This window comes from Hydrogenophaga sp. RAC07 (assembly GCF_001713375.1).
Taxonomy (GTDB): Bacteria; Pseudomonadota; Gammaproteobacteria; order Burkholderiales; family Burkholderiaceae_C; genus Hydrogenophaga.
The window spans coordinates 2194652-2219274 of the sequence record NZ_CP016449.1 but is presented as its reverse complement, the minus strand read 5'-3'; the positions used below and the strand labels follow the sequence as shown (position 1 = coordinate 2219274).

The 24623-nt window shown below is 67.8% G+C and carries 16 protein-coding genes; 5 read left to right on the top strand and 11 right to left on the bottom strand.

Translation table 11 applies throughout. The annotated features are described in order from the left end of the window. Nucleotides 1-9 precede the first annotated feature (9 nt). The 4 genes from BSY239_RS10360 to BSY239_RS10345 form a co-directional block, all read right to left on the bottom strand. Nucleotides 10-759 (bottom strand): MotA/TolQ/ExbB proton channel family protein, encoded by a 750-nt coding sequence (locus tag BSY239_RS10360; protein ID WP_069046779.1) that lies wholly within the window; start codon nucleotides 757-759, stop codon nucleotides 10-12. Nucleotides 760-786: 27 nt separating this feature from the next. After that, on the bottom strand, nucleotides 787-1509 hold the full coding sequence (locus BSY239_RS10355; RefSeq protein WP_442905789.1) for an energy transducer TonB: 723 nt from the start codon (nucleotides 1507-1509) through the stop codon (nucleotides 787-789). Between the two features lie 276 nt (nucleotides 1510-1785). Continuing rightward, nucleotides 1786-2493 (bottom strand): response regulator, encoded by a 708-nt coding sequence (locus BSY239_RS10350; RefSeq protein ID WP_069046778.1) that lies wholly within the window; start codon nucleotides 2491-2493, stop codon nucleotides 1786-1788. Then, nucleotides 2486-4030, bottom strand: coding sequence for an ATP-binding protein (locus tag BSY239_RS10345; RefSeq protein ID WP_172823094.1), 1545 nt, complete (start codon nucleotides 4028-4030; stop codon nucleotides 2486-2488). Before BSY239_RS10345 ends, BSY239_RS10350 begins: the two co-directional genes overlap by 8 nt. A 133-nt stretch (nucleotides 4031-4163) precedes the next feature. On the opposite strand from BSY239_RS10345, the gene BSY239_RS10340 reads away from it, so the two are divergent. From BSY239_RS10340 to BSY239_RS10330, 3 genes are read left to right on the top strand one after another with little or no spacing between them, the layout of a single operon-like run. Then, nucleotides 4164-5588 carry an efflux RND transporter periplasmic adaptor subunit gene (locus tag BSY239_RS10340; protein WP_069046777.1) on the top strand — a complete coding sequence of 475 codons (1425 nt, stop codon included), beginning with the start codon at nucleotides 4164-4166 and terminating at the stop codon, nucleotides 5586-5588. Further along, a complete protein-coding gene (locus BSY239_RS10335) occupies nucleotides 5585-7630 on the top strand; it encodes a MacB family efflux pump subunit (protein ID WP_083239912.1) in 2046 nt (681 codons plus the stop codon). Before BSY239_RS10340 ends, BSY239_RS10335 begins: the two co-directional genes overlap by 4 nt. 8 nt (nucleotides 7631-7638) lie before the next feature. Further along, nucleotides 7639-9048 carry an efflux transporter outer membrane subunit gene (locus BSY239_RS10330; protein WP_069046776.1) on the top strand — a complete coding sequence of 470 codons (1410 nt, stop codon included), beginning with the start codon at nucleotides 7639-7641 and terminating at the stop codon, nucleotides 9046-9048. A 43-nt stretch (nucleotides 9049-9091) separates the two neighbouring features. Here the strand turns inward: BSY239_RS10330 and BSY239_RS10325 are convergent, their stop codons facing one another. The 3 genes from BSY239_RS10325 to BSY239_RS10315 form a co-directional block, all read right to left on the bottom strand. Beyond that, the gene (locus BSY239_RS10325) at nucleotides 9092-10210 is read right to left on the bottom strand and encodes an alpha-hydroxy acid oxidase (RefSeq protein WP_069046775.1); all 1119 of its coding nucleotides are present in this window, start codon (nucleotides 10208-10210) and stop codon (nucleotides 9092-9094) included. Continuing rightward, nucleotides 10207-10887, bottom strand: coding sequence for a Fe2+-dependent dioxygenase (locus tag BSY239_RS10320; protein WP_069046774.1), 681 nt, complete (start codon nucleotides 10885-10887; stop codon nucleotides 10207-10209). The genes BSY239_RS10325 and BSY239_RS10320 overlap by 4 nt, the downstream gene beginning before the upstream one ends. Before the next feature lie 85 nt (nucleotides 10888-10972). After that, nucleotides 10973-13195, bottom strand: a complete 2223-nt coding sequence (locus BSY239_RS10315) for a TonB-dependent receptor (RefSeq protein ID WP_069046773.1) — start codon at nucleotides 13193-13195, stop codon at nucleotides 10973-10975. A gap of 347 nt (nucleotides 13196-13542) precedes the next feature. On the opposite strand from BSY239_RS10315, the gene ahpC reads away from it, so the two are divergent. Further along, on the top strand, nucleotides 13543-14106 hold the full coding sequence (ahpC, locus tag BSY239_RS10310; RefSeq protein WP_069046772.1) for an alkyl hydroperoxide reductase subunit C: 564 nt from the start codon (nucleotides 13543-13545) through the stop codon (nucleotides 14104-14106). A 93-nt stretch (nucleotides 14107-14199) separates the two neighbouring features. Further along, a complete protein-coding gene (gene ahpF, locus BSY239_RS10305) occupies nucleotides 14200-15792 on the top strand; it encodes an alkyl hydroperoxide reductase subunit F (RefSeq protein ID WP_069046771.1) in 1593 nt (530 codons plus the stop codon). Between the two features lie 69 nt (nucleotides 15793-15861). Here the strand turns inward: ahpF and BSY239_RS10300 are convergent, their stop codons facing one another. Genes BSY239_RS10300 through BSY239_RS10285 form a run of 4 tightly spaced genes read right to left on the bottom strand, consistent with a single transcriptional unit; the run spans nucleotide 15862 to nucleotide 24585 of the window. Beyond that, a complete protein-coding gene (locus tag BSY239_RS10300; RefSeq protein ID WP_069046770.1) occupies nucleotides 15862-16887 on the bottom strand; it encodes a M12 family metallopeptidase in 1026 nt (341 codons plus the stop codon). A gap of 31 nt (nucleotides 16888-16918) precedes the next feature. Then, nucleotides 16919-17968 carry a TIR domain-containing protein gene (locus tag BSY239_RS10295; protein WP_069046769.1) on the bottom strand — a complete coding sequence of 350 codons (1050 nt, stop codon included), beginning with the start codon at nucleotides 17966-17968 and terminating at the stop codon, nucleotides 16919-16921. Beyond that, nucleotides 17965-23592 carry a CHAT domain-containing protein gene (locus BSY239_RS10290; protein ID WP_069046768.1) on the bottom strand — a complete coding sequence of 1876 codons (5628 nt, stop codon included), beginning with the start codon at nucleotides 23590-23592 and terminating at the stop codon, nucleotides 17965-17967. The genes BSY239_RS10295 and BSY239_RS10290 overlap by 4 nt, the downstream gene beginning before the upstream one ends. A 33-nt stretch (nucleotides 23593-23625) precedes the next feature. After that, nucleotides 23626-24585, bottom strand: a complete 960-nt coding sequence (locus tag BSY239_RS10285) for an N-acetylmuramoyl-L-alanine amidase (RefSeq protein ID WP_069046767.1) — start codon at nucleotides 24583-24585, stop codon at nucleotides 23626-23628. Nucleotides 24586-24623 lie beyond the last annotated feature (38 nt).

Below are 24623 nucleotides of genomic sequence, written 5' to 3'. Positions count from 1 at the left end.
GGGGGCTCCTTACAGGGTTTTCTTCATCGGCAGCACCTTGCCGTCACCACCTGCGGTGACGCGGGCGCCGGTGACGAAGTAGGCGTGCAGGTCGTGCGCGAAACGGTTGAGCTGGTGGCTGATGCCCTTGTTGCCGCGCACCAGGGCGTTGTAGCCCAGCACCGCGGGAATGGCCACCAGCAGGCCCAGCGCCGTCATGATCAGCGCCTCGCCGATCGGCCCGGCCACCTGGTCGATGCTGACCTGGCCCGCCGCGCCGATGCTCAAGAGCGCGTGGTAGATGCCCCAGACCGTGCCGAACAGGCCCACGAAGGGCGCGGTGGACGCCACCGAGGCCAGCACCGACAGCCCGCTCTGCGCGCGTGCGGTGTGGTCGTCCACGCTCTTGCGCAACGAACGCTCGACCCAGTCGCTCACGTCGAGGCTGTCGTGCAACTGGCGCTGCGGCGGCGAACCGTTGTGGCCGTCCTTGTGCAGGATGTGGCGTGTGGATTCGCGGCCTTCCAGGGCCACGGCCCGAAACGGGTTGCCTTCTGGCGAGCCCAGCTTGTCCAGGCCTTCTGCGAAGTCGGCGCTGTGCCAGAAACCTTCAACGCCCTTGGCCTGTGCGCGTTGGGCGCGTTGGTCCAGCGCCTTCCACAGGATGATGATCCAGGTGGCCAGGGACATGACCAGCAGCACGATGGCCACCGAACGGGTGACCCAGTCGCCCTGGGCCCAGACGTGGGCGATGCCCGAAGTGGCGAGTTGTGGTTCCATGATTTTTCTGACTCCTGCTGACGGGGTTTATTCCAAAACGAAATTGATCGGCACGTTGAACCACATGGCCTCGGGCACACCGGCGCGTTTGCCGGGCACATAGCGCCAGCGCATCACCGTTTGCACCGCGGTCTGGTCCAGTCGCTCGAAGCCGCTGGACTGGCGCACCTCGGCTCGTGAGGCGGTTCCATCCGCTTCGATGAAGACGCGCACCACCACCCTGCCTTGTTCACCCAGGCGCTTGGACAGCGGCGGGTAGGGCGGGCGTGGGTTGTTGAGGTAGTCGGCACTGCTGGACGGCAGCTCGATGCGTGGTGGTGCGGGCGGCGCGGGCGGGGCCGGCGGTGCGGCGGCCACCACGGGCTCGGGGGGGGCCGGTGGTGCGGGTGGGCTGGGCGGCACCACCGGTGCGAGCGTGGACGGTTCGGGCGTGGGCCTGGCCACCGGTTGTGGCAGGGGCTGGGGCACCGGCCTGGGTTTCGGCTTTGGCGGTGTGGGCTTGGCCACCGGCGGGGCGGGCGGCGGCGGCTCGATCTGCGGCTGCGGCGGCGTGATGAACTCGGCCATCACTTGCACCGGGATCACCAGCTCCACCGCGCGCTTGAGCAAGCCGCTTTGCAAGGCCCAGAGCGCCCCCACGTGAAACACGACCACTGCGAGCACGATGGCCAGACGGCGGTGCAGGCGTGAAGGCGCGACAGCAAGCATGGGCGTGAGGGGCGGCGCCAGGGTGGCGCTGAAAGAGTTCATCAGTTTAGCGGCGTGGGCTGTTTGTGCATCAGTTGCGAAAGATCCACCACAGGGCGCACAACAACACGATCAGGCTGGTGCCGAGGGCGGCGATTCCGGTGGTCATGGCGTGTCCTTTCGGTGGTGCTGACTGCGCCACTGTGTGGGGCTGCGTGAAGCGCCAATTCTAAACAAGAATACGTCGCATTTGTATAAACGACGAAAAAGAATAGGAGCGCGGGCGCTTGGCGCCGCAGGCACCCCGGGGCCTTGGTGCGTCGCGCACAAGGGCGGGTCTTAGGGGAGCGGGTCGAACCGGTAGCCGAGCCCGTAGACCGAGTGGATCAGCTCGTGTTCCGGCAGCTGTTCCTGGATCTTGCGGCGCAACTTCTTGATGTGGCTGTCCACCGTGCGGTCGGAGACGATGCGTTCGTCGCGGTACATCAGGTCCATCAGTTGTTCGCGCGAAAAGATGCGACCGGGCCGTGCGCTCAAGACCTTGAGCAGCTGGTACTCCACCGCAGTCAGACCCAGATCGTGGCCGGCGATGGTGGCGCGCCACGCGCCATCCTCCATCGTCAAGCCGCCGGACGGTTCTTCGCTCGCGGCTGAGGCGGTGTGCGTGCCCCGGCGCAACACGGCCTTGATGCGCGCGATCACCTCGCGCGGGCTGAAGGGTTTGCAGATGTAGTCGTCGGCGCCGAGCTCCAGCCCGAGCAGGCGGTCGATCTCTTCCACGCGCGCCGTGACCATGATGATGGCCGGTGCCGGGCGTCCGGGCATGCCGGCGCGCAAGGCCTTGCAGATGTCCAGCCCGTTCTTGCCGGGCAGCATCAGGTCGAGCAGCAACAGATCGACCGGGTGCTTGTCCAGCCAGGGCTCCACTTCGTCGCCCCGCGTGAGGTGGTGCGAGTCATAGCCCGCCTGGGCGAGGTAGTCCAGCAGCACGCCGGCGATCTTGTTTTCATCTTCGACGATGAGGATGCGTGGGCGTGTTTCAGTCATGGGCGGCTTCCGCGTGCAGGGGCAACCAGATGTCCCAGCGCAGGCCACCGAGCGCGCTGGCCGAGGCCTGCATGCGCCCGCCATGGCCTTCAACAATGGCGTGTGCGATGGCCAGCCCCAGGCCCGAGCCGCCGCTGTCGCTCGAGCGCGAAGCGTCCACGCGGTAGAGCCGCTCGGTCAGGCGGGGCAAGGCCTCGGGCGGCACGCCCGGTCCGGTGTCCTCCCAGGTCAGCCGCGCTTCGGTACCGTCGCGGCGCACCTGCACGCTCAGCGTGGTCGGGGCGCTGCTGTAGCGCTGTGTGTTCTGCAGCAGGTTCGAGAGCACCTGGTCCAGCCGGTCGCCGTCGGCGCGAATCTGCACACCGTCATCGAGTTCGCTCCGAACCTTCAGGGCTTCGCCCTGCAGGCCGGTGGCGTCGCTCAGGTGGTGACCCACAAAACGGCCGAGGTCCACGGTGGCCAGCCGGTAGTCCAGCGCACCCAGGTCGGAGAGCGAGAGCAGCCGCAGGTCTTCCACCAGCCGGGTGAGGCGGTGCACTTCCTGCGCCAGCGAGTCGAGGTTGGCCATGTCGGGCTTTCGCACGCCGTCCTGCAGGGCTTCGATCTCGGCGCGCAGCGTGGCCAGCGGCGTGCGCAGCTCGTGCGCGATGTCGGCGATCCATTGCTGGCGCGCCTGTTGCGCCGCCTGCAACGAGGTGGCCATGTGGTTGAAGGCATCGGCAAGCTGGGCGAGTTCGTCGTGGCCGCGCGCGGGCAGACGCACGCTGTAGTCGCCTTGCGCCACCGCGGCCGTGCCTTCGCCGAGCACCCGCAGGCGCCGCGAGAGCCAGCGCGCGATCAGCGCGGCGTTGAGCAGCACGGCGGCGAGCATGCCCAGCGCAATCGCGGCAAAGGTGCGGGTCTGCTGCGCGAGGAACACGCGCTCCAGCGAGGCCACCATCTTCAACCGCGGCACGTAGCCCAGGTAACCCACCAACTGGCTGTCGACCTCGATGGGTTTGAGCACGGCCTGTTCGGTGCGGCCTTCGGGTCCCATGAGCAACTGGTGCTGCGGGTCCAGGAGGAGCAGTCGAGGGTCGATGGTGAGCGTGGGGGGCACGGCGGGCGGGGGCGGTCCCGTGACGACGGGCGCGGTGTTGTCCGGTGGTGGTTCGGGTGGGGGTGCACCTTCCCCGGGCAGTGCCGCAGGCTGACCTTCTGCTGCGCGGCGCGCCATGCGGCCGCTGCCCAGCACCTCGCGCGAAAGGTCTTGCCAGCGCTGACGGTCGTTGGTGATCCAGTCCCAGTTGCCGTGCAGGCGGTGGCCCTCGGCGAGTCGCACGATCAGGGGTTGCAGCCGGGCCTCGTCTGCCTTGTTCAGGTACTCGACCAGGCCTTTGTCAAAGCTCCAGCTGTAGATCAGGTAGGCCGACATGACCAGCACCACGTTGGCACCTGCAATCGCCAGGAAGAGCTTGACGCGCAAGGTGTCGAAGCGCGAGAGCCAGGCGCGGGAGCGGGGCAGGGTTGAGGTCGGTGTGGTGCGGTCTGAAGGCATGGTGTCGTGGAGCGTAAGCCCAAATCTTTCAAACTTTGTGCACGCGCGGCTTCGTATCTTGCGCATTCTTTCCATATTTGCCGTGCACCATGCGGCATCACCTGAACCAACGCCTGGCACGACACACACCGATATGAACCAAGTTTCTTCCACTGCCGTCCGCAAACGAAGCCCCTGGCAACTGGCCGTGATCGCACTGGTCGCGCTGGCCGTGTTGGGCGGCGGGCTGGCCTGGGTCCGGTATGGCCCGGGCGCGAAAGCCGAGAGCGCCTACATCACGGCCACCGTGCAGCGCGGCGACATAGAAGACCAGGTCAGCGCCACCGGTTCGCTGCAGCCGCGCGACTATGTGGACGTGGGCGCGCAGGTGTCGGGCCAGTTGCGCAAGATCCTGGTGGAGGTGGGCAGCGAGGTCAAAGAGGGCGACCTGCTGGCCGAGATCGACGCCGAAACATCGATGGCGCGCGTGGAAGCCAGCCGTGCCCAGCTGCGTTCACAGGCGGCCCAGATGACCGAGCGCGAACTTGCGTTGGGCAAGGCCGAGCGCGACCTGCAGCGCCAGAAGAACCTGATGCTCGAAGAAGCCACCACCACCGAGACCTTGCAGAACGCAGAGACCACGGTGCGCACCGCGCGCGCCCAGATCCAGTCGCTCAAGGCGTCGATGGAACAGCTGCAGGCCAGCATGCGGGTGGAAGAGGCCAACCTCAAGTTCACCAAGATCTACGCCCCCATGGGTGGCACGGTGGTGAGCATCACCGCGCGCCAGGGCCAGACGCTCAACACCAACCAGTCCGCACCCACGCTGATGCGCATTGCCGACCTGTCGGTGATGACGGTGCAGACGCAGGTGTCGGAGGCCGACGTGAGCAAGCTCCGCGGCGGCATGCCGGTGTACTTCACCACCCTCGGTGGCCAGGGAAGGCGTTGGTACGGCGAACTCAAGAAGATCGAGCCCACCCCCACCGTGACCAACAACGTGGTGCTCTACAACGCGCTGTTTGAAGTGCCCAACAACAACCGCAGCCTGATGACGCAGATGACGGCGCAGGTGTTCTTTGTAGTGTCGGATGCCAAAGACGTGTTGATGGTGCCGATGTCGGCCCTGACGATCCAGCGCAGTGCCGCGCAGGGCAACCGGGGTGTGCAGGGTGGGCCGCCCGCGGCGGGTGCGGCCGTTGCTCCGGGCGCGCCAGCGGCCAGTGCGCCTGCTGCAGGCACACCAGGTGCAGGCGAGCCTGCCCGCACCCGTCCCGCGGTCAGCAGCGGCATGCCGCGCAACGAAGCCGCTGCGCGCCCCGTGCGTGGACCGCGCCAGGCCAAAGCCAAGGTGATGGCCGAGGACAGCAGCATCAAGGAGCGCGACGTGACCATCGGCGTGAGCAACCGCGTGCACGCCGAGGTGTTGTCGGGTCTGAAGGAAGGCGAGCGCGTGGTTGCCGGTGTGCGTGAACCGGAGCGCCGCACCACCGCGGCGCAGCAGGGCGCGGGTGTCGGTCAGGCCATGGGCGGGCCGGGCGGCATGCCCGGTGGCGCTGCAGGTGGGGCACGGCGATGAGCCAGTTGCCCCACACCCCCGACGCCGAGGCACTGCGCGCAGCAGCACCCCAGCTTGGCGCAGCAGCACCCCGGCCTGGCGCCGCAGCGCCCGGGCTGGGCGTGCCGCTGATCGACCTGAGCGGCATCACCAAGACCTACCGCAATGGCGACCTCGCGGTGGAGGTGCTGCACGGCATCGACCTCAAGATCTACCCCGGTGAGCTGGTGGCCATCATGGGCGCCTCGGGCTCGGGCAAATCGACCCTGATGAACATCCTGGGTTGCCTGGACAAACCCACCACCGGCCGCTATCTGTTCATGGGCCGTGACGTGTCGGAGTTCGAGCGCGACGAGCTTGCCGAACTGCGGCGCGACGCCTTCGGCTTTGTGTTCCAGAGCTACAACCTGATCGCCACCGGCACCGCGGCCGACAACGTGGAAGTGCCCGCGGTGTACGCCGGCATTCCGCCGGCCGAGCGCCACGCGCGCGCGGCCGAGCTGCTGGGCTCGCTCGGCCTGGGCGAGCGCATGCACCACCGGCCCAACCAGCTGTCGGGCGGGCAGCAGCAGCGCGTGTCGATTGCGCGTGCGCTCATGAACGGCGGCCGCGTGATCCTGGCGGACGAACCCACCGGTGCGCTGGACAGCAAGAGCGGCGCCGACGTGATGGTCTTGCTCAAGGACCTGGCCGCCAAAGGTCACACGGTGATCCTGATCACACACGCGGCCGAGGTGGCCGCGCACGCCAACCGCGTGATCGAGATCAAGGACGGCGACATCGTGTCCGATCCCGGTCCACGCCCGCCCGAGGGTGAATCGGCCCAGGCCGCACTGACGTGGCAGGCCCGTGGCGGCAAGATCTCGCAACTGGGCGATGTGGTGGAGGCCGCGCGCACGGCGTTGCGTGCGTTGCGTGCCAATGTGTTCCGCGCCATCCTCACCTTGCTCGGCATCGTGATCGGCGTGGCGTCGGTGATCACCATGCTGGCCATTGGCGACGGCGCCAAGCAGGTGGTGATCGACCGCATCAGCGCGATGGGCTCCAACCTGCTGCTGGTGCGCCCGGGCGCACCCAACCAGCGCGGTTTCTCAAACACCGCCACGCTGGTGCTGGCCGATGTGAACGCGATCGACAAGGAAGTGCCCAACGTGGTGGCCGCCGTGCCCGAACAGAGCAGCACGGCCACGCTGCGGTTTGGTGACGCCGACTACTCCAGCAGCATCCTGGGCACCTCGGCGAAATTTCCGCTGGCACGCCAATGGCGCGTGCAGCACGGCACCTTTTTCACCGACGAAGACGAGCAGGAGTACGCCACCGTGGCGGTGCTCGGCCAGACCGTGGCCAAGGCCTTGTTTCCCGGCGGAGAGGAGCCGCTGGGCAAGTTCGTGCTGGTCAACAACCTGATCTTCCAGGTGGTGGGCGTGATGAGCTCGCGCGGTGCCTCGCCCAGCGGGCAGGACCAGGACGACGTGGTGCTGGTGCCGTATGCCACCAGCCAGCTGCGCCTGTCGGGCCAGCGATTTCTGCGCAACGTGACGGTGGCGGTGGACGACGTGAGCCGCATCGACGAGACGCAGTCGGCGGTGGAGTCGCTGCTTGCCGAGCGCCATGGCGTGATCGATTTCCAGATCCGCAACATGGCGTCCATCATCGACACCGCCACCGAAACCCAGAACACCATGACCATCCTGCTGGGCTCGATTGCCGCCATCTCGCTGCTGGTGGGTGGCATCGGGGTGATGAACATCATGCTGGTCAGCGTGACCGAGCGCACCCGCGAGATCGGCATCCGCATGGCCACGGGCGCGCGCACGCGCAACATCCTGCAGCAGTTCCTGATCGAGGCGCTGGTGGTCTCTGCGCTGGGCGGCCTCATTGGTGTGGTCATCGGCCTGGGCGTGGCCTTTGTGATCGGCGCGACCGGCACCGCGGTGCAGTACTCCGTGGCCCCGGTGGTGCTGGCCTTTGGCTGCGCGTTTGCCACCGGCCTGATCTTTGGCTACTTGCCGGCGCGCAAGGCCGCCCGGCTGGACCCTGTGGTGGCCCTTTCCTCCGAATGAGCACTGTCATGAAACCGTTTGCATTTCCTTTCGCCAAACCGCTGGTGCTGGCCATCGCGCTCGCGCTGCAGGCCTGCGCCACCACCGACCCGGCGCGCGCGCCGGTGGTCGAGATGCCGGCGGCCTGGAGCCCGGCGACCCCGTCTTCAGAGGCCGCGCAGCTCACCACCGCGTGGTGGCAGTCCTTCGGCTCGGAGCCGCTGGAGCGCCTGATTGAAGAAGCCCAGGCCGGCAGCCCCGATCTGCGCATTGCCATCGAACGCATCCGCCAGGCCGACCTGGCCTTGCAGCAGGCCGGCGTGTCGCGCCTGCCGTCGGTGAATGGAAACGCGGGTGTGTCGGCCAACCGCAGCGACGGGCCCGGTGTGCCGGCCACTTCGCGCGAGTCGAGCAGCGTGGGTTTGTCCGTGAGCTACGAGGTCGACCTCTGGGGCCGGGTTGCCGCCGGCGTGCGCGCTGGCGAGGCCTCGTTGCAGGCCAGCGAGTTCGACTGGAAGACCGCGCGCCTCACGCTGCTGACCGGCGTGGCCAACAACTATTTCCTGTGGCTCAACACCGCCGAACGCCTGCGCATCGCGCGCGAGAACCTGGCCATTGCCGAGCGTGTGCTCGCCATCGTTGAGGCGCGCCAGCGCAACGGCGTGGCCACCGCGCTGGAGGTGTCGCAGCAGCGCACCACGGTGCTGTCGCAACGCACGGCCTTGCTGCCGCTGGAGCTGCAGCAGCGCCAGACCGGCACGGCGCTGGCGCTGCTGCTGGGCCGCGTGCCGCAGGGCTACACGCCCGAGGCGGGCGAATTCGCACAACTGCGTGTGCCCGCGCTGTCGCCGGGCCTGCCCTCGTCCTTGCTCACGCGCCGGCCCGACCTGGCATCGGCCGAGGCGCAGCTCGCCGCGGCCGATGCCAACGTGGACGCCGCGCGCGCGGCACTGCTGCCCAGCCTGTCGCTGTCGGCCTCGGGCAGCCTGGGCACCTCGGCCTTGTTGAGCCTGGCCGATCCCACGCGCGGCATTTCGATCGGCCTGTCGCTCGCGCAGTCCATCTTTGACGGCGGGCGCCAGCGCCTGCAGATCCGCAGCACCGAGTCGCAACGCTTGGTGTTGATCGAGAACTACGGCAAGGCCATCCGCACCGCGCTCAAGGAAGTCGACGACGGGCTGGGCAACGTGGACCGCAGCCAGCGCCAGGAAGCGCTGCAGCGCGAGGTGGTGGCGCAGGCGCGGCGTTCGCTGCAACTCGCCGAGCTGCGTTACCGCGAGGGCAGTGGCGATCTGCTGTCGGTGCTGGATGCGCAGCGCACCTTGTTTGCCGCGCTCGACGCGCTGGCCACACAGAGCCTGTCGCGCCTCACGGCGGCGCTCGACTTGTACAAGGCCTTGGGCGGCGATTGGGCCGGACCACCGCCGCCTCTGGGCTGAGATCCCGCTGGCAGGCGGGTGTTCCATCACTTCCTGACGGAGGTCAGGCGTGGCTCAGGGTCGCAGCTGCATGGGACAGGGTCCGGCAGCCGGTGAGTGCCATGGAGATCTCGAGCTCGTCGCGCAAGAGGCGCAGCACATGGGCCACCCCGGTGGCACCGGCGTTGGCCAGGCCGTGCAGCACCGGGCGGCCCACCAGCACAGCCGAGGCGCCCAGCGCCATGGCCTTGAGCACGTCGGTGCCGCGGCGGATGCCGCCGTCCACCAACACAGGCGCATCACCCGCAACCGCCTGCATCACCCGCGGCAGCAGCGTGGCGGTGGCGGGCATGGTGTCGAGCGTGCGCCCTCCGTGGTTGGAGACGATCACGCCGGCTGCGCCGCAGCTCAGCGCCTGCCGCGCATCCAGCGGGTGCACGACCCCTTTGAGCAGCACGGGGAGGCGGGTGATGGAGCGCAGCCAGGCGATGTCGTCCCAGGTGGGGGCGTGGGTCATGAGGTCGTCGAACAGCCTGCTCTGGCCTGGCCGCAGGGAAAGCGGCGAGGGCGCCACACGCCCGACCAGGTTGACCGCCGTGATGTCTGCCGGCCGTCGAAAGCCGGCGCGGCGCTCCCGGTCGCGAGCTCCTTGCACGGGCGCGTCGACCGTGAGCACCAGGGCGTCGAAGCCGGCAGCTTCCGCGCGCTGCACCAGTGTTTTCATGAAGCCGCGGTCGGGCAGCAGGTAGAGCTGAAACCAGAGTGGGCCACGGTCTGGCTCGGGCAGGACGGTCCTGGCCACGTCTTCAAGCAGTGTGCTGGCCTGTGTGCTGAGCACGAGCCCGGCCCCCAGCGCCGCAGCGGCGAGCGCGGTGGCTTGCTCGGCGTGGGGATGGGCCAGCCGCTGGTAGGCCATGGGCGCGACCAGGATGGGGTGGGGCCATTCGCGGCCCAGGAGGTTCACGCGGGTGTGGCCGCCGCTCAACTGGCGCATCACGCGCGGCAGCAGCTCGATGGTTTGCCAGGCCTGCGCATTGGCACGCAAGGTGAGCTCGTCGGCGGCTCCGCCATTGAAATAGGCCCACACCGCTTCGTCGAGCAGGCCGCGAGCGTGGAATTCGTGGTCGGCCAGCGTCACCACGCCATCGGGCAGCGTTTGCGCAGTGGTGGACGCGGAGCTCATGTGTCGGCCCACAGGCGCAGCAGGTTGTGATACGTCCCCGTGAGGGCGGTGGTCTCGGCGGTTTCACCGTGGCGCTGGCGCAGCGCGAGCAGGTTCATGTCGAGGTCGAACAAGATGCGTCTGTGTTCGTCGCTGCGCACCATGCTCTGGACCCAGAAGAAACAGGCCAGGCGCTCGCCACGCGTGACGGGCTTGACCTGGTGCACGCTGGTGCCAGGGTAAATCACGGCATGCCCGGCGGGCAGCTTGACGCTGTGTTCACCGTACGTGTCGGCGACCACCAGTTCACCACCGTCGTAGTCGGTCGGATCGTTCAGGAAGACGGTGCATGAGACATCGGTTCGCACGCGTTGACCACCGGGCAACACGCGCACAGCGTTGTCGATGTGGTTGCCGTAGGCGTTGCTCTCCCCTGCATAGCGGTTGATGCGCGGCGTGAACACCTTGAGTGGCAGCACCGCTGAAAAGAACCGCGGGCTGCTGTCAAGGCCCCGCAGCACCTGGGCGCGGATGGCCTGGGCCGCGTCGCAGTCGTGCGGCAGTTGCAGGTTGTTCTTGACCGCGCGGGCCTGGGTGCCTGCGCTCTCGCCGCCGTCGGACCAGGGCGCGTTGGTCAGCGCCTGGTGGACCTTGCGCAGGTCGTCTTGGCTCAGGATGTCGGGCAAGGTCAACAGCATGGGAGTTCTTGTGTTGGTGTCATTGGATAAGGCAAAAAGCCGCCCCACGCAGGTGGGGCGGCGAAAGCCTGGGAGCGGTGCGTTGTCAGAACTTCAGGCTGGCAGTCACCTGCAGCGTGCGGCCCGCACCCGGCACATAGTGCGCGGGGTAGAGGGCGTCGGCGTAAAGCTTGTTGGTCACGTTGGTGAGGTTGGCCTTGAGGATCAGGTTTTCGAAGTCAAAGCGGTACTCGGCCATGAGGTCGGCTGTCACGTAGCTGGGCACATGGAACTCGGAGCGAAGGGGTTTCTGCTTGCTGCGGAAGTTCAGGCCGGCACCAAAGCGGAACTTGGGCGTGAGCTGCCAGGTGCTCCACACCGTGCCGCTGTGCTCGGGTGTGAGGGTCGGGCGGTCGCCGACGCGCTCACCGGGCGTGTTTTGCGTGCAACCGCCCGATGGTGGGCAGGGCGCAGCTTTGTCCACCTTGGCGATGGGGATCCACATGTAGGAGCCGTAGACCTCCCAGGTCGGCGAAAGGCGTCCGGAAATGTCGGCCTCGAAGCCGGCCACATGGCGCTTGCCCGAGAGCGTGACCACCGGCAGATCGGGGTCGGTGTTGCGCTCGTTGAGCTTGGTCGAGCGGAACACAGCCAGGCGCGTCGTGAAGCGTTTGTCAGCCGAATCCAGCTTGGCGCCGATTTCAAGGTTGATGCTCTTCTCGGGCGGCGTGTCCACGTTGCTTGCGCCGAGCGAATAGGCATCGCCCGAGGTGTTGAACGAGGTGCCCGCGGAGGCATGGAACGATTGCAGTGCGTTGGGCTGCCACAGAGCGCCCACGCGCTGACTCACCTCGGACACCTTCATGCGGTAGCTGTTGGTTGTGACCGGCCCTGGCGCACCGTTCGGAATCGAGAAGGCGTCGTAGTCGCCCGTGAGGTTGTCGTAGCGCAGTCCACCGACCAGCTTCCAGGTGGGGGTGATTTGAACCACGTCCTGCACATAGGCGCCCCAGCCGGTTGACGCGTACTGGTTGCTGATGCGAAGCACCCGCAGGGCTTCGTTCACGGAAGCCCCGTCGTTGGGCGTTCCGATGGTGGTGGTGGGTTTGGTCGGCACCACGCCACCCTGGTTGGCGTTGCGTGCCGCGTAGACCGTCTTTTCCTCGCGCGACGCGTCCACGCCGGCCAGGATGTCGTGCTTGAAGCCGAGCGCCTCGAACTTGCCGTTGTAGTCGCTCTGCACATGGACGTTGTCCATGTCCTGGATTTTGAGATGCAGGTTGCGCTGCAGAACCGTATCGGGACCAAAGTTGGTCAGGTTGGCGGCCACACCACCGGGTTGGAGCCCTGCCGCAGCGAAGCGGATCGCACCCGAGCGTTGGTCGCGCTTGAACTGGCCCACCCGGACCTGGGTCTTGATCTCGCTCTCGCGGTCAAAGCGGTGGATGTGGCTGAAGCCGGCAATGGTCGCGCTGCTGTCGTTGTAGTCGCTGGCCAGGCCGTAGTAGTTCTTGGGATCCAGCGGCAGCAGCACGCGCTCGGTGTTGGGCGCGCCTGCGTAGGGCGCAATAAACGGGATGCCGTAGTTGATGCCGTTGTTGTTGTCCAGGTTGTAGATGCTGGCCTGGAACTCGTTGCGCTCGCCGATGCCCCAGCGGTAGGCCAGAGCCACGCCGTTTTTGTCGAGGCTGGCGCCCGAGCCGTTGTTGTCGGCCTTGGTCACCATGGCGTTGAGGCGCAGGGCCGAACTCTCACCGGTCTGGATGTTGAAATCGCCCTGCACGCGGCGGTAGGCGTGGCTGCCCAGGGTCAGGTCGACCTGGTGCTCGGTGATCAGACGCGGCACCTTGCTGACCTGGTTGACCGCGCCGCCGGTGGAACCACGCCCAAACAGCATGGAGGCAGAACCCCGCAGCACTTCCATGCGGTCGAGGTTGAACGTGTCGCGTTCGTAGAAGGCAGGATCGCGCATCCCGTCAATGAACAGGTCGCCCGTGGCCTGCAGTGAGAACCCTCGCAGCCGGATGTCTTCTTCGGCGCCTTCAGCCGCCAGGAAGGTGATGCCTGCCGTGTTTTTCAGGGCTTCCTTGACCGTGTCGAGGTTGCGGTCGTCGATGAGCTTCTCGGTCACCACGGTCACCGATTGCGGAATGTCGCGCAATTTCTGACGGCCTTTGCCGATGCCTGTTTCCGTCGCACGCAGTGCGTCCTTGCCTTCCGGCGCCTCGGCCTGTTCCCGCACCGTCACCGTGGGCAGCGTGTTGGACGGCGTGGTTTGCGCCATGGCGCTCAGGGAACCGGCCAGGAGCATGGCGCCCAGGGGCAGCATGGCGGTGGAAGCGGGCAGGGGCCTCGAAGGCGTGGGGCGGAGGGTGGCGGGACGCCGGTGGGATTTCCGTTGGGACATGGTGGCAACAAGCTGAAGAGGTTTTCGGCTGGCTGCACGCGACGGCGTCCTGGCTGGCTTGAAGCGTGGATTGTATATCGAACGAGAACGATTCGCATTAAAATGTAAGGCCTTGAACGCCCGATGTGTTGCGCTGCAACAGTCTGGCTATCGACCAGATAGTGACTATCAATAAAGATTGCTGATAGACATGAGCTATAGTTCGAGCCAGCGCTGCGACAGCAGTACCCCGTTCACCATTCCCGCAACTTCACCTCCAAGGAAACACCATGTCCCTGATCAACACCACCGTTCAGCCCTTCCAGGCCCAAGCCTTCCACAACGGCAAATTCGTGCCCGTGTCCGACGCCAGCCTGCGCGGTGAGTGGTCGGTCCTGATCTTCATGCCCGCTGCCTTCACCTTCAACTGCCCGACCGAAGTGGAAGACGCAGCCGACAACTACGCCGAGTTCCAGAAGGCCGGTGCCGAGGTCTACATCGTGACCACCGACACCCACTTCGCGCACAAGGTGTGGCACGAGACCTCGCCCGCCGTGGGCAAGGCCAAGTTCCCGCTGATCGGTGACCCGACCCACGCGCTGACCCGCGCGTTCGGCGTGCACATCGAAGAAGAAGGTCTGGCGCTGCGCGGCACCTTCATCATCAACCCCGAAGGCGTGATCAAGACCGCTGAAATCCACGACAACGCGATCGCTCGCGACGTCAAGGAAACCCTGCGCAAGCTCAAGGCTGCCCAGTTCGTGGCCAACAACCCAGGCCAGGTCTGCCCAGCCAAGTGGAACGAAGGCGCCAAGACCATCACGCCTTCGCTGGACCTGGTCGGCAAGATCTGATCGTCCCCCGCAGTCTTTAGTACCGCAGACCGATGGGCCTTTGGGCCCATCCACCGGCGGCATTGATGCCTCAACCCCATTCAGGAGAATTTCATGCTCGACACCAACCTCAAGACGCAACTGCAGGCTTACCTCGGCAAGCTGCAGCGTCCGATCCGTTTGATCGCTTCGCTGGACGCCAGCGCCGGCGCGGCCGAGATGAAGGAGTTGCTGCAGGAAGTTGCCGGGCTGTCCGACCTGGTGAGCTTCGACGAGAGCGGCACCGATGCGCGCAAGCCTTCGTTTGTGATTGCCCGCGACGGTGAATCCACCGGCGTGCGTTTTGCGGCCATTCCGCTGGGTCACGAGTTCACCTCGCTGGTGCTGGCTCTGCTGTGGACGGGTGGCCATCCGCCCAAGGTCGAGGCCGCCGTGATCGATCAAATCAAGGGCCTGGAAGGCGACTTCAACTTCGAGATGTACATGAGCCTCTCGTGCCACAACTGCCCGGACGTGGTGCAGGCGCTCACGCTGATGTCCATCCTCAACCCGGCCGTGAAAGCCACCGTCATCGACGGTGGTCTCTACCAGGCCGAGGTGGAAGAGCGCCAGATCCTGGCCGTGCCCATGGTCTTCCTCAATGGTGAGCTGTTCGGCTCGGGCCGCATGCTGCTCGAAGAGATCGTGGCCAAGCTGGACGTGAAGTCCGACGAGCGCGAAGCCGCCAAGCTCAACGCCAAGGACCCCTACGACGTGTTGATCGTCGGCGGTGGCCCGGCGGGTGCTGCTGCGGCCGTGTACGCCGCCCGCAAGGGCATCCGCGTGGGTGTGGCCGCCGAGCGCTTCGGTGGCCAGACCAACGACACCATGGCGATCGAGAACTACATCAGCGTGCTGGAAACCGACGGCCCCAAATTCGCCGCCGCGCTCGAAGCGCAGGTGCGCCACTACGACGTGGACATCATGAACCTGCAGCGCGCCGACAAGATCATTCCGGCCAAGGAAGCGGGCGGTCTGGTGCAGGTGCAGATGGCCAATGGCGCGGTGCTGCATTCGCGCAGCGTGATCCTGTCCACCGGTGCGCGCTGGCGCAACGTGAACGTGCCCGGCGAGGCCGAGTACAAGAACAAGGGCGTGGCCTACTGCCCGCACTGCGACGGCCCCCTCTTCAAGGGCAAGGACGTGGCGGTGATCGGTGGTGGCAACTCCGGCGTGGAGGCCGCGATCGACCTGGCCGGCATCGTGAAGCACGTGACGCTGGTCGAGTTTGCCGACGCGCTCAAGGCCGATGCGGTGCTGGTGAGCAAGCTCAAAAGCCTGCCCAACGTGACCATCAACGTGAATGCGCAGACGACTGAGATCACGGGCGCTGGCGGCAAGGTCAACGGCATGAGTTTCAAGGACCGTGTGAGTGGCGAGGTGAAACACGTCGCGCTGGAAGGCGTGTTCGTGCAGATCGGCCTGGTGCCCAACACCGAGTGGCTCAAGGGCACCGTGGACCTGAGCCGCTACGGCGAGATCGAGATCGACGCCAAGGGCCACACCAACGTGCCCGGCGTGTTTGCTGCGGGTGACTGCACCACCGTGCCGTACAAGCAGATCGTGATCGCCGCGGGTGATGGTTCCAAGGCCGCGCTCAGCGCCTTCGACTACCTGATCCGCCAGCCGGTGGTGGCTGCAAGAGCCGAAGAGGCTGTCGCGGCCTGAACGGGTTCGACCCATGAAAAAGGCTTCGGGAAACCGAAGCCTTTTTTGTTTCTGGCGGGCGCAACAGGCTCAGGCCTTGCGGACCTTCACCGTGTAGTTGCCCATGCCGGTGGCCCGGTTGTAGTGACGCACCTGCACGAAGTAGCGGCCCGGGATGAGGTTGGCGTGGATCCGTGCGTTGGTGTCCACGCCACTGTCGTCGTCTTCGGCAATCACGGCGGTGGGGCTGTCGGGGCCAAAGAGTTTCATCACCACATCGGTGGGACCTCGCGTGTCGATGATGTGGGGGCCGCCGGTTTTCACGGTGAACTGGAACAGGTCTTCTTCACCGGCTTTGCCAATGGCGGCCGAGGTGCGGCGCGTGGCGCCGATCACGAGCTCTTTGGCGTCCACCAGCGTGGGCGCGGTCTTGGGATAGGCCTTTGCGCCGCCGATGAAGGCCTTGTCCAGCGCGGAGAGGATCGGGTTGGCGCGCGTGCCCACGCCGTTTTGTACCCAGCTGCCCGGAAAGAAATACAGCATCACCGAATCGGGGTCGAAGGTCGTGCCGTTGATCTGGTCGGCGCGGTACTTGTTGAGCACGTTGTGGCGGATGGTGGCCTCGCTCCAGTTGTTGGGTGGGCCAGAGAGGTCGCGGATCACGGCGGCCTCGTTCCACTGGATACCGCCTGCCGGGTTCTGGTGTTCGTGCATGAGCCCGATGGCGTGGCCGAACTCGTGTGCCACGGTGCCGCCGTCCATGAAGCCCAGGTTCATGGTGGGCTGGTCCAGTGGAATGCTGCGGTTGTCGGTGCCCACGTACGACCAGGCGCCCTTGGCCGGGTCGAAGCCGATGCGGATCTCGGCGTCGGCCGCGTTGTTGAAGTCGAACTGGAGGTTCGCGTGCGCCGTCCACCACGACGCCTGCTCGCGCACCGTCGCCTGTTGTGCTGGGGTGCCGCCGATGAAGCGCACGCGCAGCGTGCTGCCGTTCATCCAGAGTTTGCCCAGCGGCATGATCGCGCGCGTGCGCCCGCGGCTGCGCACGGTGGGCTGGAACTGCATGAGTTCGGCGGGCAGCAGGCGCTGGGTGCAGACATGAACGAGTTTGGACATGGGGATCTCCTCAGGTCTTGGTGGTGGGTGGTCAGGGTTGGCGCACGAGCCGCAGCGGGGTTTCGGCTTGCTCGCCGTTGCTCCAGAGCCGGCCGGTGAGTTCGCGTCCGTCGGCACTCGCCGTGAGCACCACGCTGCCGGTGTCCAGCGGTCCACGGCCGTCGCCGGTGACGGCCTGAACCGGGATCTCGATGCGGGGCGTGCCCATCACATCGGTGAGCACACCCTGGCCGACGTAGCGCACGTCGTTGACGATCAGGCCCATCTCCCGAACACCCTGGGCATAGGCCTGCCAGCGCGGGTACCAGGCAATGGGGAATGCGTCCGTCTGCAGCTGGATCGCACCGTTGTTCACGGTGAGCTGCACCCGCAGGCGGCGGTTGTCTTCGTCGATGGACCACCACAGGCCGGAGACATCGCGGGTGCCCTGAGCCGGCGCGGGTGGGGGTGTTGCCGCCGCGTACGGGGGCGCAGAAGGCGGCATGGCCTCCTCGTCATCGGGAACCAGAAGTCCGATCACGATGAGGCCCACAAAGATGCCGCCGATCCACATGAAGCCGCGCTGCACGCGCTGCATCCAGCTTCGTGGGGTGGGCTCGTTGCCGCGTTGTTTGAGCGGGTGGATACCGTGGCTGGCGAGGTCGGCCACGATCTTGTCGAGGTCGTCGGCCCAGTCTTCGGTGCGCAGCTTGAGTGCATGCGATTCCTTCAGAAACCGCAGCGGCGCCGGTATGTCGGCGGTCGCCGGCATCAACATGCCTTCGGTGAGCAGCGGCACGATGGTGACGCCGTGTGCCTGCGCGGTCAGCACCTCGCCGCGGATGGGGTCGTCGTCGCGGTCGATGCGCCGCCCGCCCTCGGGGTGCTCCATGCCCAGCAGCTCGGGTGTGACCAGCAACAGCACCACCGGCCTGGTGCCCAGCGTGCCGGTGATCGCACTGCGCCACGAGTGCCCACCTTTGAGGTCCTGTTTGTCGAAGAACACCTGGTCGGCGCCATAAAGCCGGCTGAGGTCGGCGCACAGCCGGTCGGCGTCCTTCTTGCCGTCGGACGACCGGTAGCTGATGAAGATGCGGTTCATGGAGCGGCGTAGCTGCGCAGCACGTCGAGCAGTTCTTTCGCGGCCTGCTGGTCGGTGGGCGACATGCCGCGCAGGTGCTCCACCACGAAGCAGAGCTGGTCGGCCACCGAGGCCCACATCCACGGCGTTCCGGCGCGCTGGTGCATGTCGTCAAAGCTGGCGAGCACCGCGGGCAACTGCTGCGCCAGCGTGTGGCTGGCCAGGGCCTCATACACGCTGAGCTCGGGCAGGCCCACCACGCTCCAGAAATCGGGGTCTTCGCGCCGTTGGCGCTCCAGGCTCTGGCGCACCCGCTGGATGCGTTCGGGCTCGAAACCAGCCCAGCGCCGGTCGCTGGCGCGCGCCAGCAACTCGGCCGCCACCAGGTTCATGGCCGGGTAGAACAGGTCGGACTGGCCGGTCTGCAGCGCCAGTGTTTCGGCCCGCCGGTAGTGATTGGCCATGTGCTCAATGGCTTGTTGGATGGCTTGCGTGTCCGCCACAGAAGGCGTGCCCGCAGCGGCCACGCCTTCGAGCCGCACCAGCCGTTTCCAGGTGGAGCCGAGCAGGCTCTCGCGCTCGACCGTGGGGGACAAGGCCACCAGCGCGTCCAGCAGCCTCACCGCCTCGGTGAGCTCCGCGCGCCCTTGTGCCACGAGGGCTTTCAATGCGGCGGGCCTGGCCCCTTGGGCGGCCGCGTTTTGCAGCCGTGTCCAGGCCTGGCGCGCACCCAGGTTGGCCAGTTGTTCGTTGGCCTTCACCGAGGCGCTGCCGTCGTTCGCCGCCACGGCGCGGCGGTACCAGTGCAGCGCGCGGTCGATGTCGCGCGCCGCGGCCCAGGCCACGCCATAGGCCTCGGCCACCGCGCCCATGCTGCCCCATTCGCCCTCGAAGCGGGCTTCGAGGTAGCGGATCTTTTCGCGCTGTGACTCGGCCCCTGCACCCTGGGTGGCGCTTTGCACGGCCAGCGTTTCCAGCGCAAGTGCCAGCGCCACGGGGGATGCAATGCCCCCGTAAATTTTGGCCAGCGAGGGCGGCGCACGACGCGTGTCGACCTCGTTGCGTTGCCACACCCAGTCGGGATCGCCGTAGCACTGGTAGGCGGCCCAGGTGTTGCCCAGCGGGTTGGCGTTGTACGCGGCAATGCGGCCGGCCTGCACCGCGTCCATGAAGCGCTGGCCCGAGAGCAAGGCGCGGTAGAACGCGGTGGCGAACTGGTTGGCCGGCTCGTCCTCCACCGCCCAGCCCGCCGCCACCACACAGCGCACGCCGATGCGGATCAGCTGCTTGGCCACACCAGCGGCGAACTGCGCGCGGTCGTAGCCGCCCTTGAGCAATTTGTCCGGGTCGGCCGCGAGGTGGCAGCAGTTCAGAAACACCAGCTCCGGGACCACACGCATCGCCTGCACCTCGCGCGGGCCCAGAAAGGTGTTGTCGCTGAGCACCACGCCGCGCAGCAATGGCGGCTTGCCCAGCCGCAGCAGCTCGGGCTCGCCGTGGCCGGCGATGTGCACGATGCGGTAGCGCCGCGCGAGCAGTGCGGTGGTCACCGCGGCCGCATCGGGGCCGAGGTTGTCGTCGGGCGCGATCAGCGCGTGCACGCGCGAAGGATCAAGCCCGAGCTGCCCGCTGAGGGCCTCCACCACCGCCTCGGCCTCGGCGCGCGCGGCTGGCAGCGGCGGGTAGAGGGCCGGGTCGCACAGCGGTTCGCCGATCACCAGCACGCAGTCGTCGGGACGGGCATCGCTGACCTGCGTGCGAAACGCAGCGGTGCGCAGGCGGCGCAGCAGCTTGTTGCGGATGGCCCAGGGTGCGTCCGGGCCACCGCGGCCGTCGTCGGGTGCGTCCAGCAGCTCCCACGGAATGGCGGCAGTGCCGTCATCGAGTTCGAGCAACAGCTCGGTGGTGCCGCCCAGGCTGGCCTCCATTTCCACCGGCACCAGCAGTTGGAAGAGGGTGCGGCCGATGTTGCGGTCGCGGTTGGCGTCGTTCGACGCCCGGCGCACCAGTTCGCCCACCAGCCGCGCCTGCGTGGCCTGTGCGCGCACCTCGGCGCGCGCGCGCTGGGTGTCGAGCGTGTAGACGATGCTGGGTTCGCCGGTGTCGTCCGTGACGGTCACGGCGCTGATGAAGTCGTAGGCCGTGCCTCGGTAGCCGCGGTCCAGCGGCCGGCGCAGCGCACCCACGCCCGAGAGGATGGTGGGCGCGAGTGTGAAATGGTCGGGCGCTGCGGCGCAGAGCAGCGTCAGGGCATTCCAGGCATCGGTGGCGCGATCGAGGTAGAGCTCCACGATGTGCAGGTGGCTCACCCGCGGCCAGCCGCCCGCGCCGAGCTTTTCATTGGCTTCGCGCACGCCCTGGGCCAGCGCCTGCGCCGAGGTGCTCACGCTGATGCCGGTGCCGCCGCTGCCGATCAACGTGGCGGCCAGTTCAAACTGGGTCGGGCCACCGCCCGGTGCCTCGGCCACCCGCTGCGCCCAGGCCAGCGAGGCCTGGCGGACGGTGTGTGTGATGGACATGCTCTTGAGCTTGCCCTCGGAGCCCAGCCCGACCACCACCACATGCGGCGGCCGGGGCAGGGCGAGCGGGCTGTCCGGGTCCTGGCGGTTGTTGATGAAGATCTGGTGGGTGCCGGGCGCTTCCGGGTAGAGGCCGGCGGCCAGCGAGGCCGACATCACGCCACCGATGAAATGGTCGACCACGGCCTCGGTTCCGCTCAGCGTGGAGGCGAAGTAGTGGCCCACCATCAGCGGCTGGCTTGTGAACTTGAGGTTGGTGTTGTGCACGCTGATGTGCAGCGCACCGCGGGGCGTCTCGCTGGTGGTGGATGGCTCGGCCACGGGGGCCAGCAGTTCACCCAGCCCGGTGGGCGGCACCACCACCGGGCTGCGCTGGCGCGAGGGACGGTTGCGCACCAGCGCGGCGGCAGGCACCGCGGCGGACGCAGGGCCTCCGCGCAAGCCGGCTGAGCCCACCAGCGGCAGGCGCTGCGTGTCTCCGTTCTGCAGCAACTCCAGGTAGGCCGGGAATGCGGCCTCCACATCGGGCAGGTCACCGTGTGAGCTGTCCACCCGCCAGGCGCGCACGCCGGGCAGCAAGGCGCTCTCCAGCGTCACACGACCGTCGCCGCCTTCGGGTTGGTCCAGGTACACCAGCCCTTCGCGCGCATCCATCTCGAAGCCCGCCGGGGTGAAGCGTGCATGGCCCACCACCATCACCAGCCGGTCGCTGAAACCGGGCAGGGCCGTGTCGCGCTGCTGGTCCAGGCGGCGGCGCAGCGCCACGGCGCGGTCGAGCACCTCTTGCGTCGGCACGCCCCAGCGGTAGATGGCGCGCTGGCTGCCCGGGTCGTGCCAGAAGTTGGCCTCTTCCAGCGCCTTCATGTCCTGCTCGGCCAGGGCCTGCCAGCGCTCGCTCTGCGCGAGACCCAGCGCGGGGTCGAGAAGACCCATCTGCAGTTGCATGAAACCCGGCATGGCGGCCATGAGGCGGCGCGCCTTGTGGTCCTGGAACGGCAGGCCGAAGGCGGCCAGCGCGTTGCCCATGGTGTCGTCGCCCGAAAGCACCTGCATGGGCGCGAACGAGCCCCCGTTGGGCGTGCCCAGCATCAGCAGGCGCGAGCCCGGGCGCTCCAGCCAGCGTTGCCACACAGCGGGGCATTCCAGCTGCACCGTGCGCGCCACCAGACCGCCCATGGAGTGTGTGAGCAGGCGCACCGGCTGGCCGCTGGCCGCGCGCGCGGACAAGGCCACGTCCATCACCTCGGCCAGGCGCGCGGCTTCTTCTTCGATGGGGCGGCGCCAGTCGAACGAAAACTCGATCACCTCGTGGCTGCCCGAGAGGAACGCAGCCAGATCATCGTAGACGCTGCCGATGGCGCCGTCGGGCAGCACGCGCCCGCCGCTGTCGGGGTAGGCCAGGCGCCCCAGACCGCCGAGGATGCGCGCGCTCAGCCAGATGCGTTTGCCGTCCACCGCGAGGTGGCTGCCCAGGATGCCCGGCAGCATGATCACCGCCGGGCGGTCCGAGGTCGGAGGTGCGCCGGCCGCGCGGGGCATGCCGCGCAGGCCGTCGCTGGAGCTGCCGGCCCACGACATCGGCCCGATCGGGCGGAAGCCCGCCGGTGCGTCCTGCACCAGCGCGTTGCAGATGGCTTCGGCCGAGCGTGGTTCGCTGAAATAGCTGAAGTGCGAGACCTTGCCACCGCGCTCCAGCACAAACGTGGCCGCCGCGTGCCCGCCCGCCGGGGAGCGCGGCGCGCCGCCGTACATCGAGCGCGTCTGCACCACCAGGTCGTTGTCCGTCCAGTAGAAGGCGTCGGCCAGCAGCGTCTTCACCCACGAGGTGATCGAGTCGCCCTGGATGTCGCCCGCCACCACGCGCAGCTGGCCCGGCAGCGTGCCGCCGTCGGCGCCTTCGGTGGCATGCAGCCATTGCACCAGGGGGCTCTCGGGCATCATGCATTCGAGGCCTGGCATGAGCGCCGGGTCGCAGCGCTGGCTGGCCACTTCACCAATGAAGTCGATCAGCGTGGGTGCCACCGGAATGGCCGCGAGTTCGAGCGACCACTTGAGCACCGACACATAGGCGTCGAGGCGTTTGGAGGCCAGCAACGTGCCGCGCGCCGGGCAGGCCACCCGCACCACCCGCGCCACGCGGATGTTGCGGCCCTTGAGTTCGGCGGCCAGATCGCGCAATGCCTGGAGCTGGTTGCGGTGACCGGGCGCCTTGAACGGCGCGAGCGACTTTTCATCGAGTTCGGGCTTGGCGCACACGCGGGCCAGTACTTCGGCCACCAGACCGCCGCGCGAGTGCGTCAGCAGGTGCAGCCGCGCGCCGTCGGGCAGCGCGCGTGCGAGCATCAGCGCGTTGTCGATCGGGCTGGCCATCAGCGTGGGGTGGTCGAAGCCGTAGACCCGGTCGCCGTGGCGCGCGAACAGCTCGCGCACCTTTTGCGGGTGGTGTTGCCACAGCTTGCCGAAGGTGCCGTGGGTGTTGGAGAAGGTGCCGTGCAACAGCACCAGCACCGGTTCGTCGGGGCTGGCGGTGGGCGGAATCTTCACAAGCGGCTTGCCGCTGCCCTTGAGCGTGGTGGCAAAACTGTGTGCCGACAGCGCGTACAGGCCGGCGTCCACCTGGTCGTCCACCCGCGCGGCGATCTTGGCGGCGGTGATGCGCGAGGCCGGCTCCAGCAGCAGGCCGGTGACCACCTCGACGGCCGAGAGCAGCACATCGCCCAGCCGCCCGCGCGTGGCACCACGGGTGGCGCCGGCCTGCTCCAGGCCCTGCCAGCCGAGTTGCGCGGGCACCTGCACCTCGGTGGCGGAGCGGCTGCGCGGCTGCGCCGCCAGGCCGCTGCGCGTGATGCCCGACTGCGCCAGCATCAGGTCGCGCGCGGTCTCGGGGTGCAACATGAGCGAGGGGCCGTTGCTGATGTGCAGCACCACCGCATCCAAGCCCGGCCGGGCTGTGAGGCGCACCGCGTCGCTGCTGCCGCGCGTGGCGCCCACCTGCACCCGTTGCACCGTCTGCCCGCGCCCGCCGAAGGTCGCTGCCGCAGCAGAGCCCCCGCCGCGTGTGACGCCCGGAGCCTGCGGTTGACCGCGGACGATGAAGGTGATCGGAGCGGTGGCGGCGGTGCTCATGGGGGCCTTTCTGCGACGGCGGTGTGGCCGGGTTCAGCGCGCGGCGCGGGGGGTGCTTTTTTTCGTGGGTGTTGCGCGCTTTCTGGCCGGCGCGGCGGTGGGTTGGGGTGTGGCGCGTGAGCGGGTGGCCAGCGGCACGGCGCGCTGCGTGCGCGAGAGCACCGTGGGCCCGGACCGTGGGGCTGCCTGGCGCGTCACGAAGTCGTTGCAGACCCAGCCTTCGAGGTCGGTGGCGCCCACCACCGCCACGCGGCTCCAGCGGTCTTGAGGTTCAAGCAGCACCAGCTCGGTGCCGCGCTTGAGGGCGGGCGCGACCTTGGGAAACTCGGCCGCCGGGCCGCTGCGGATGTTGAGGCTGGCGGCGTTCACCACCAGGCGCACCGGCACATCGGCCCCGCGGCCCAGCGCGCGGCTGCGCACCGCAGCCAGGGGGAAGGCCGGACCCGGGTCGACCTTGCGCCCGCGCGCAATGTCTTCGTGGCCCAGCACGTCCTGCAGGCCGTAGTGCGCCACCAGCACCTCGCACAGCGCCAGAGCGCGTTCGATCTGCACCTCGGTGAAGTGGTGCCACGGCCGAACGCCGCCGCCGTGGCGGTGTTCAGCCATCACCACCTCGTTGTCGGGGTAAGCCTTGCCGAACCACGACACGCAGCGCTCGCCTTCGCGGTGCAGCAGGCCGGCGTTGTCCATCTCGATGCCGATGGCGTGGTGGTTCAGACCGTCGAGCCCGTTCCACTGGCTCACGCCGGCGTGCCAGGTCACGGTGTTGAACGGCGCGAGCTGCACGATGCGCCCGTCGCGCCCGAGCACGATGTGCGACGACGCGTTGCCCTGCGGCTTTTTGGTGCAGAGCGACTCGACCGAACTCTCCAGCGTGCGCCCGGCCGTGTAGTGCAGCACCACAAAGCGCGGGCGCATGGCGCCGCCCACATTGGGTGTGGCGCGAAAGCTCACGTCGGGGCCGGTGAGGCGGTGGTTCTGGATGCCGAGCATGTGAAACCCTCCCTTGGGTTGCCGCTGCAGACAAGGCG

Excerpts from the sequence above, each read along its gene's own strand:
- BSY239_RS10360 (WP_069046779.1), bottom strand. The coding sequence starts at position 759 with ATGGAACCACAACTCGCCACTTCGGGCATCGCCCACGTCTGGGCCCAG.
- BSY239_RS10355 (WP_442905789.1), bottom strand. The coding sequence starts at position 1,509 with ATGAACTCTTTCAGCGCCACCCTGGCGCCGCCCCTCACGCCCATGCTT.
- BSY239_RS10350 (WP_069046778.1), bottom strand. The coding sequence starts at position 2,493 with ATGACTGAAACACGCCCACGCATCCTCATCGTCGAAGATGAAAACAAG.
- BSY239_RS10345 (WP_172823094.1), bottom strand. The coding sequence starts at position 4,030 with ATGCCTTCAGACCGCACCACACCGACCTCAACCCTGCCCCGCTCCCGC.
- BSY239_RS10340 (WP_069046777.1), top strand. The coding sequence starts at position 4,164 with ATGAACCAAGTTTCTTCCACTGCCGTCCGCAAACGAAGCCCCTGGCAA.
- BSY239_RS10335 (WP_083239912.1), top strand. The coding sequence starts at position 5,585 with ATGAGCCAGTTGCCCCACACCCCCGACGCCGAGGCACTGCGCGCAGCA.
- BSY239_RS10330 (WP_069046776.1), top strand. The coding sequence starts at position 7,639 with ATGAAACCGTTTGCATTTCCTTTCGCCAAACCGCTGGTGCTGGCCATC.
- BSY239_RS10325 (WP_069046775.1), bottom strand. The coding sequence starts at position 10,210 with ATGAGCTCCGCGTCCACCACTGCGCAAACGCTGCCCGATGGCGTGGTG.
- BSY239_RS10320 (WP_069046774.1), bottom strand. The coding sequence starts at position 10,887 with ATGCTGTTGACCTTGCCCGACATCCTGAGCCAAGACGACCTGCGCAAG.
- BSY239_RS10315 (WP_069046773.1), bottom strand. The coding sequence starts at position 13,195 with ATGCTGCCCCTGGGCGCCATGCTCCTGGCCGGTTCCCTGAGCGCCATG.
- ahpC (WP_069046772.1), top strand. The coding sequence starts at position 13,543 with ATGTCCCTGATCAACACCACCGTTCAGCCCTTCCAGGCCCAAGCCTTC.
- ahpF (WP_069046771.1), top strand. The coding sequence starts at position 14,200 with ATGCTCGACACCAACCTCAAGACGCAACTGCAGGCTTACCTCGGCAAG.
- BSY239_RS10300 (WP_069046770.1), bottom strand. The coding sequence starts at position 16,887 with ATGTCCAAACTCGTTCATGTCTGCACCCAGCGCCTGCTGCCCGCCGAA.
- BSY239_RS10295 (WP_069046769.1), bottom strand. The coding sequence starts at position 17,968 with ATGAACCGCATCTTCATCAGCTACCGGTCGTCCGACGGCAAGAAGGAC.
- BSY239_RS10290 (WP_069046768.1), bottom strand. The coding sequence starts at position 23,592 with ATGAGCACCGCCGCCACCGCTCCGATCACCTTCATCGTCCGCGGTCAA.
- BSY239_RS10285 (WP_069046767.1), bottom strand. The coding sequence starts at position 24,585 with ATGCTCGGCATCCAGAACCACCGCCTCACCGGCCCCGACGTGAGCTTT.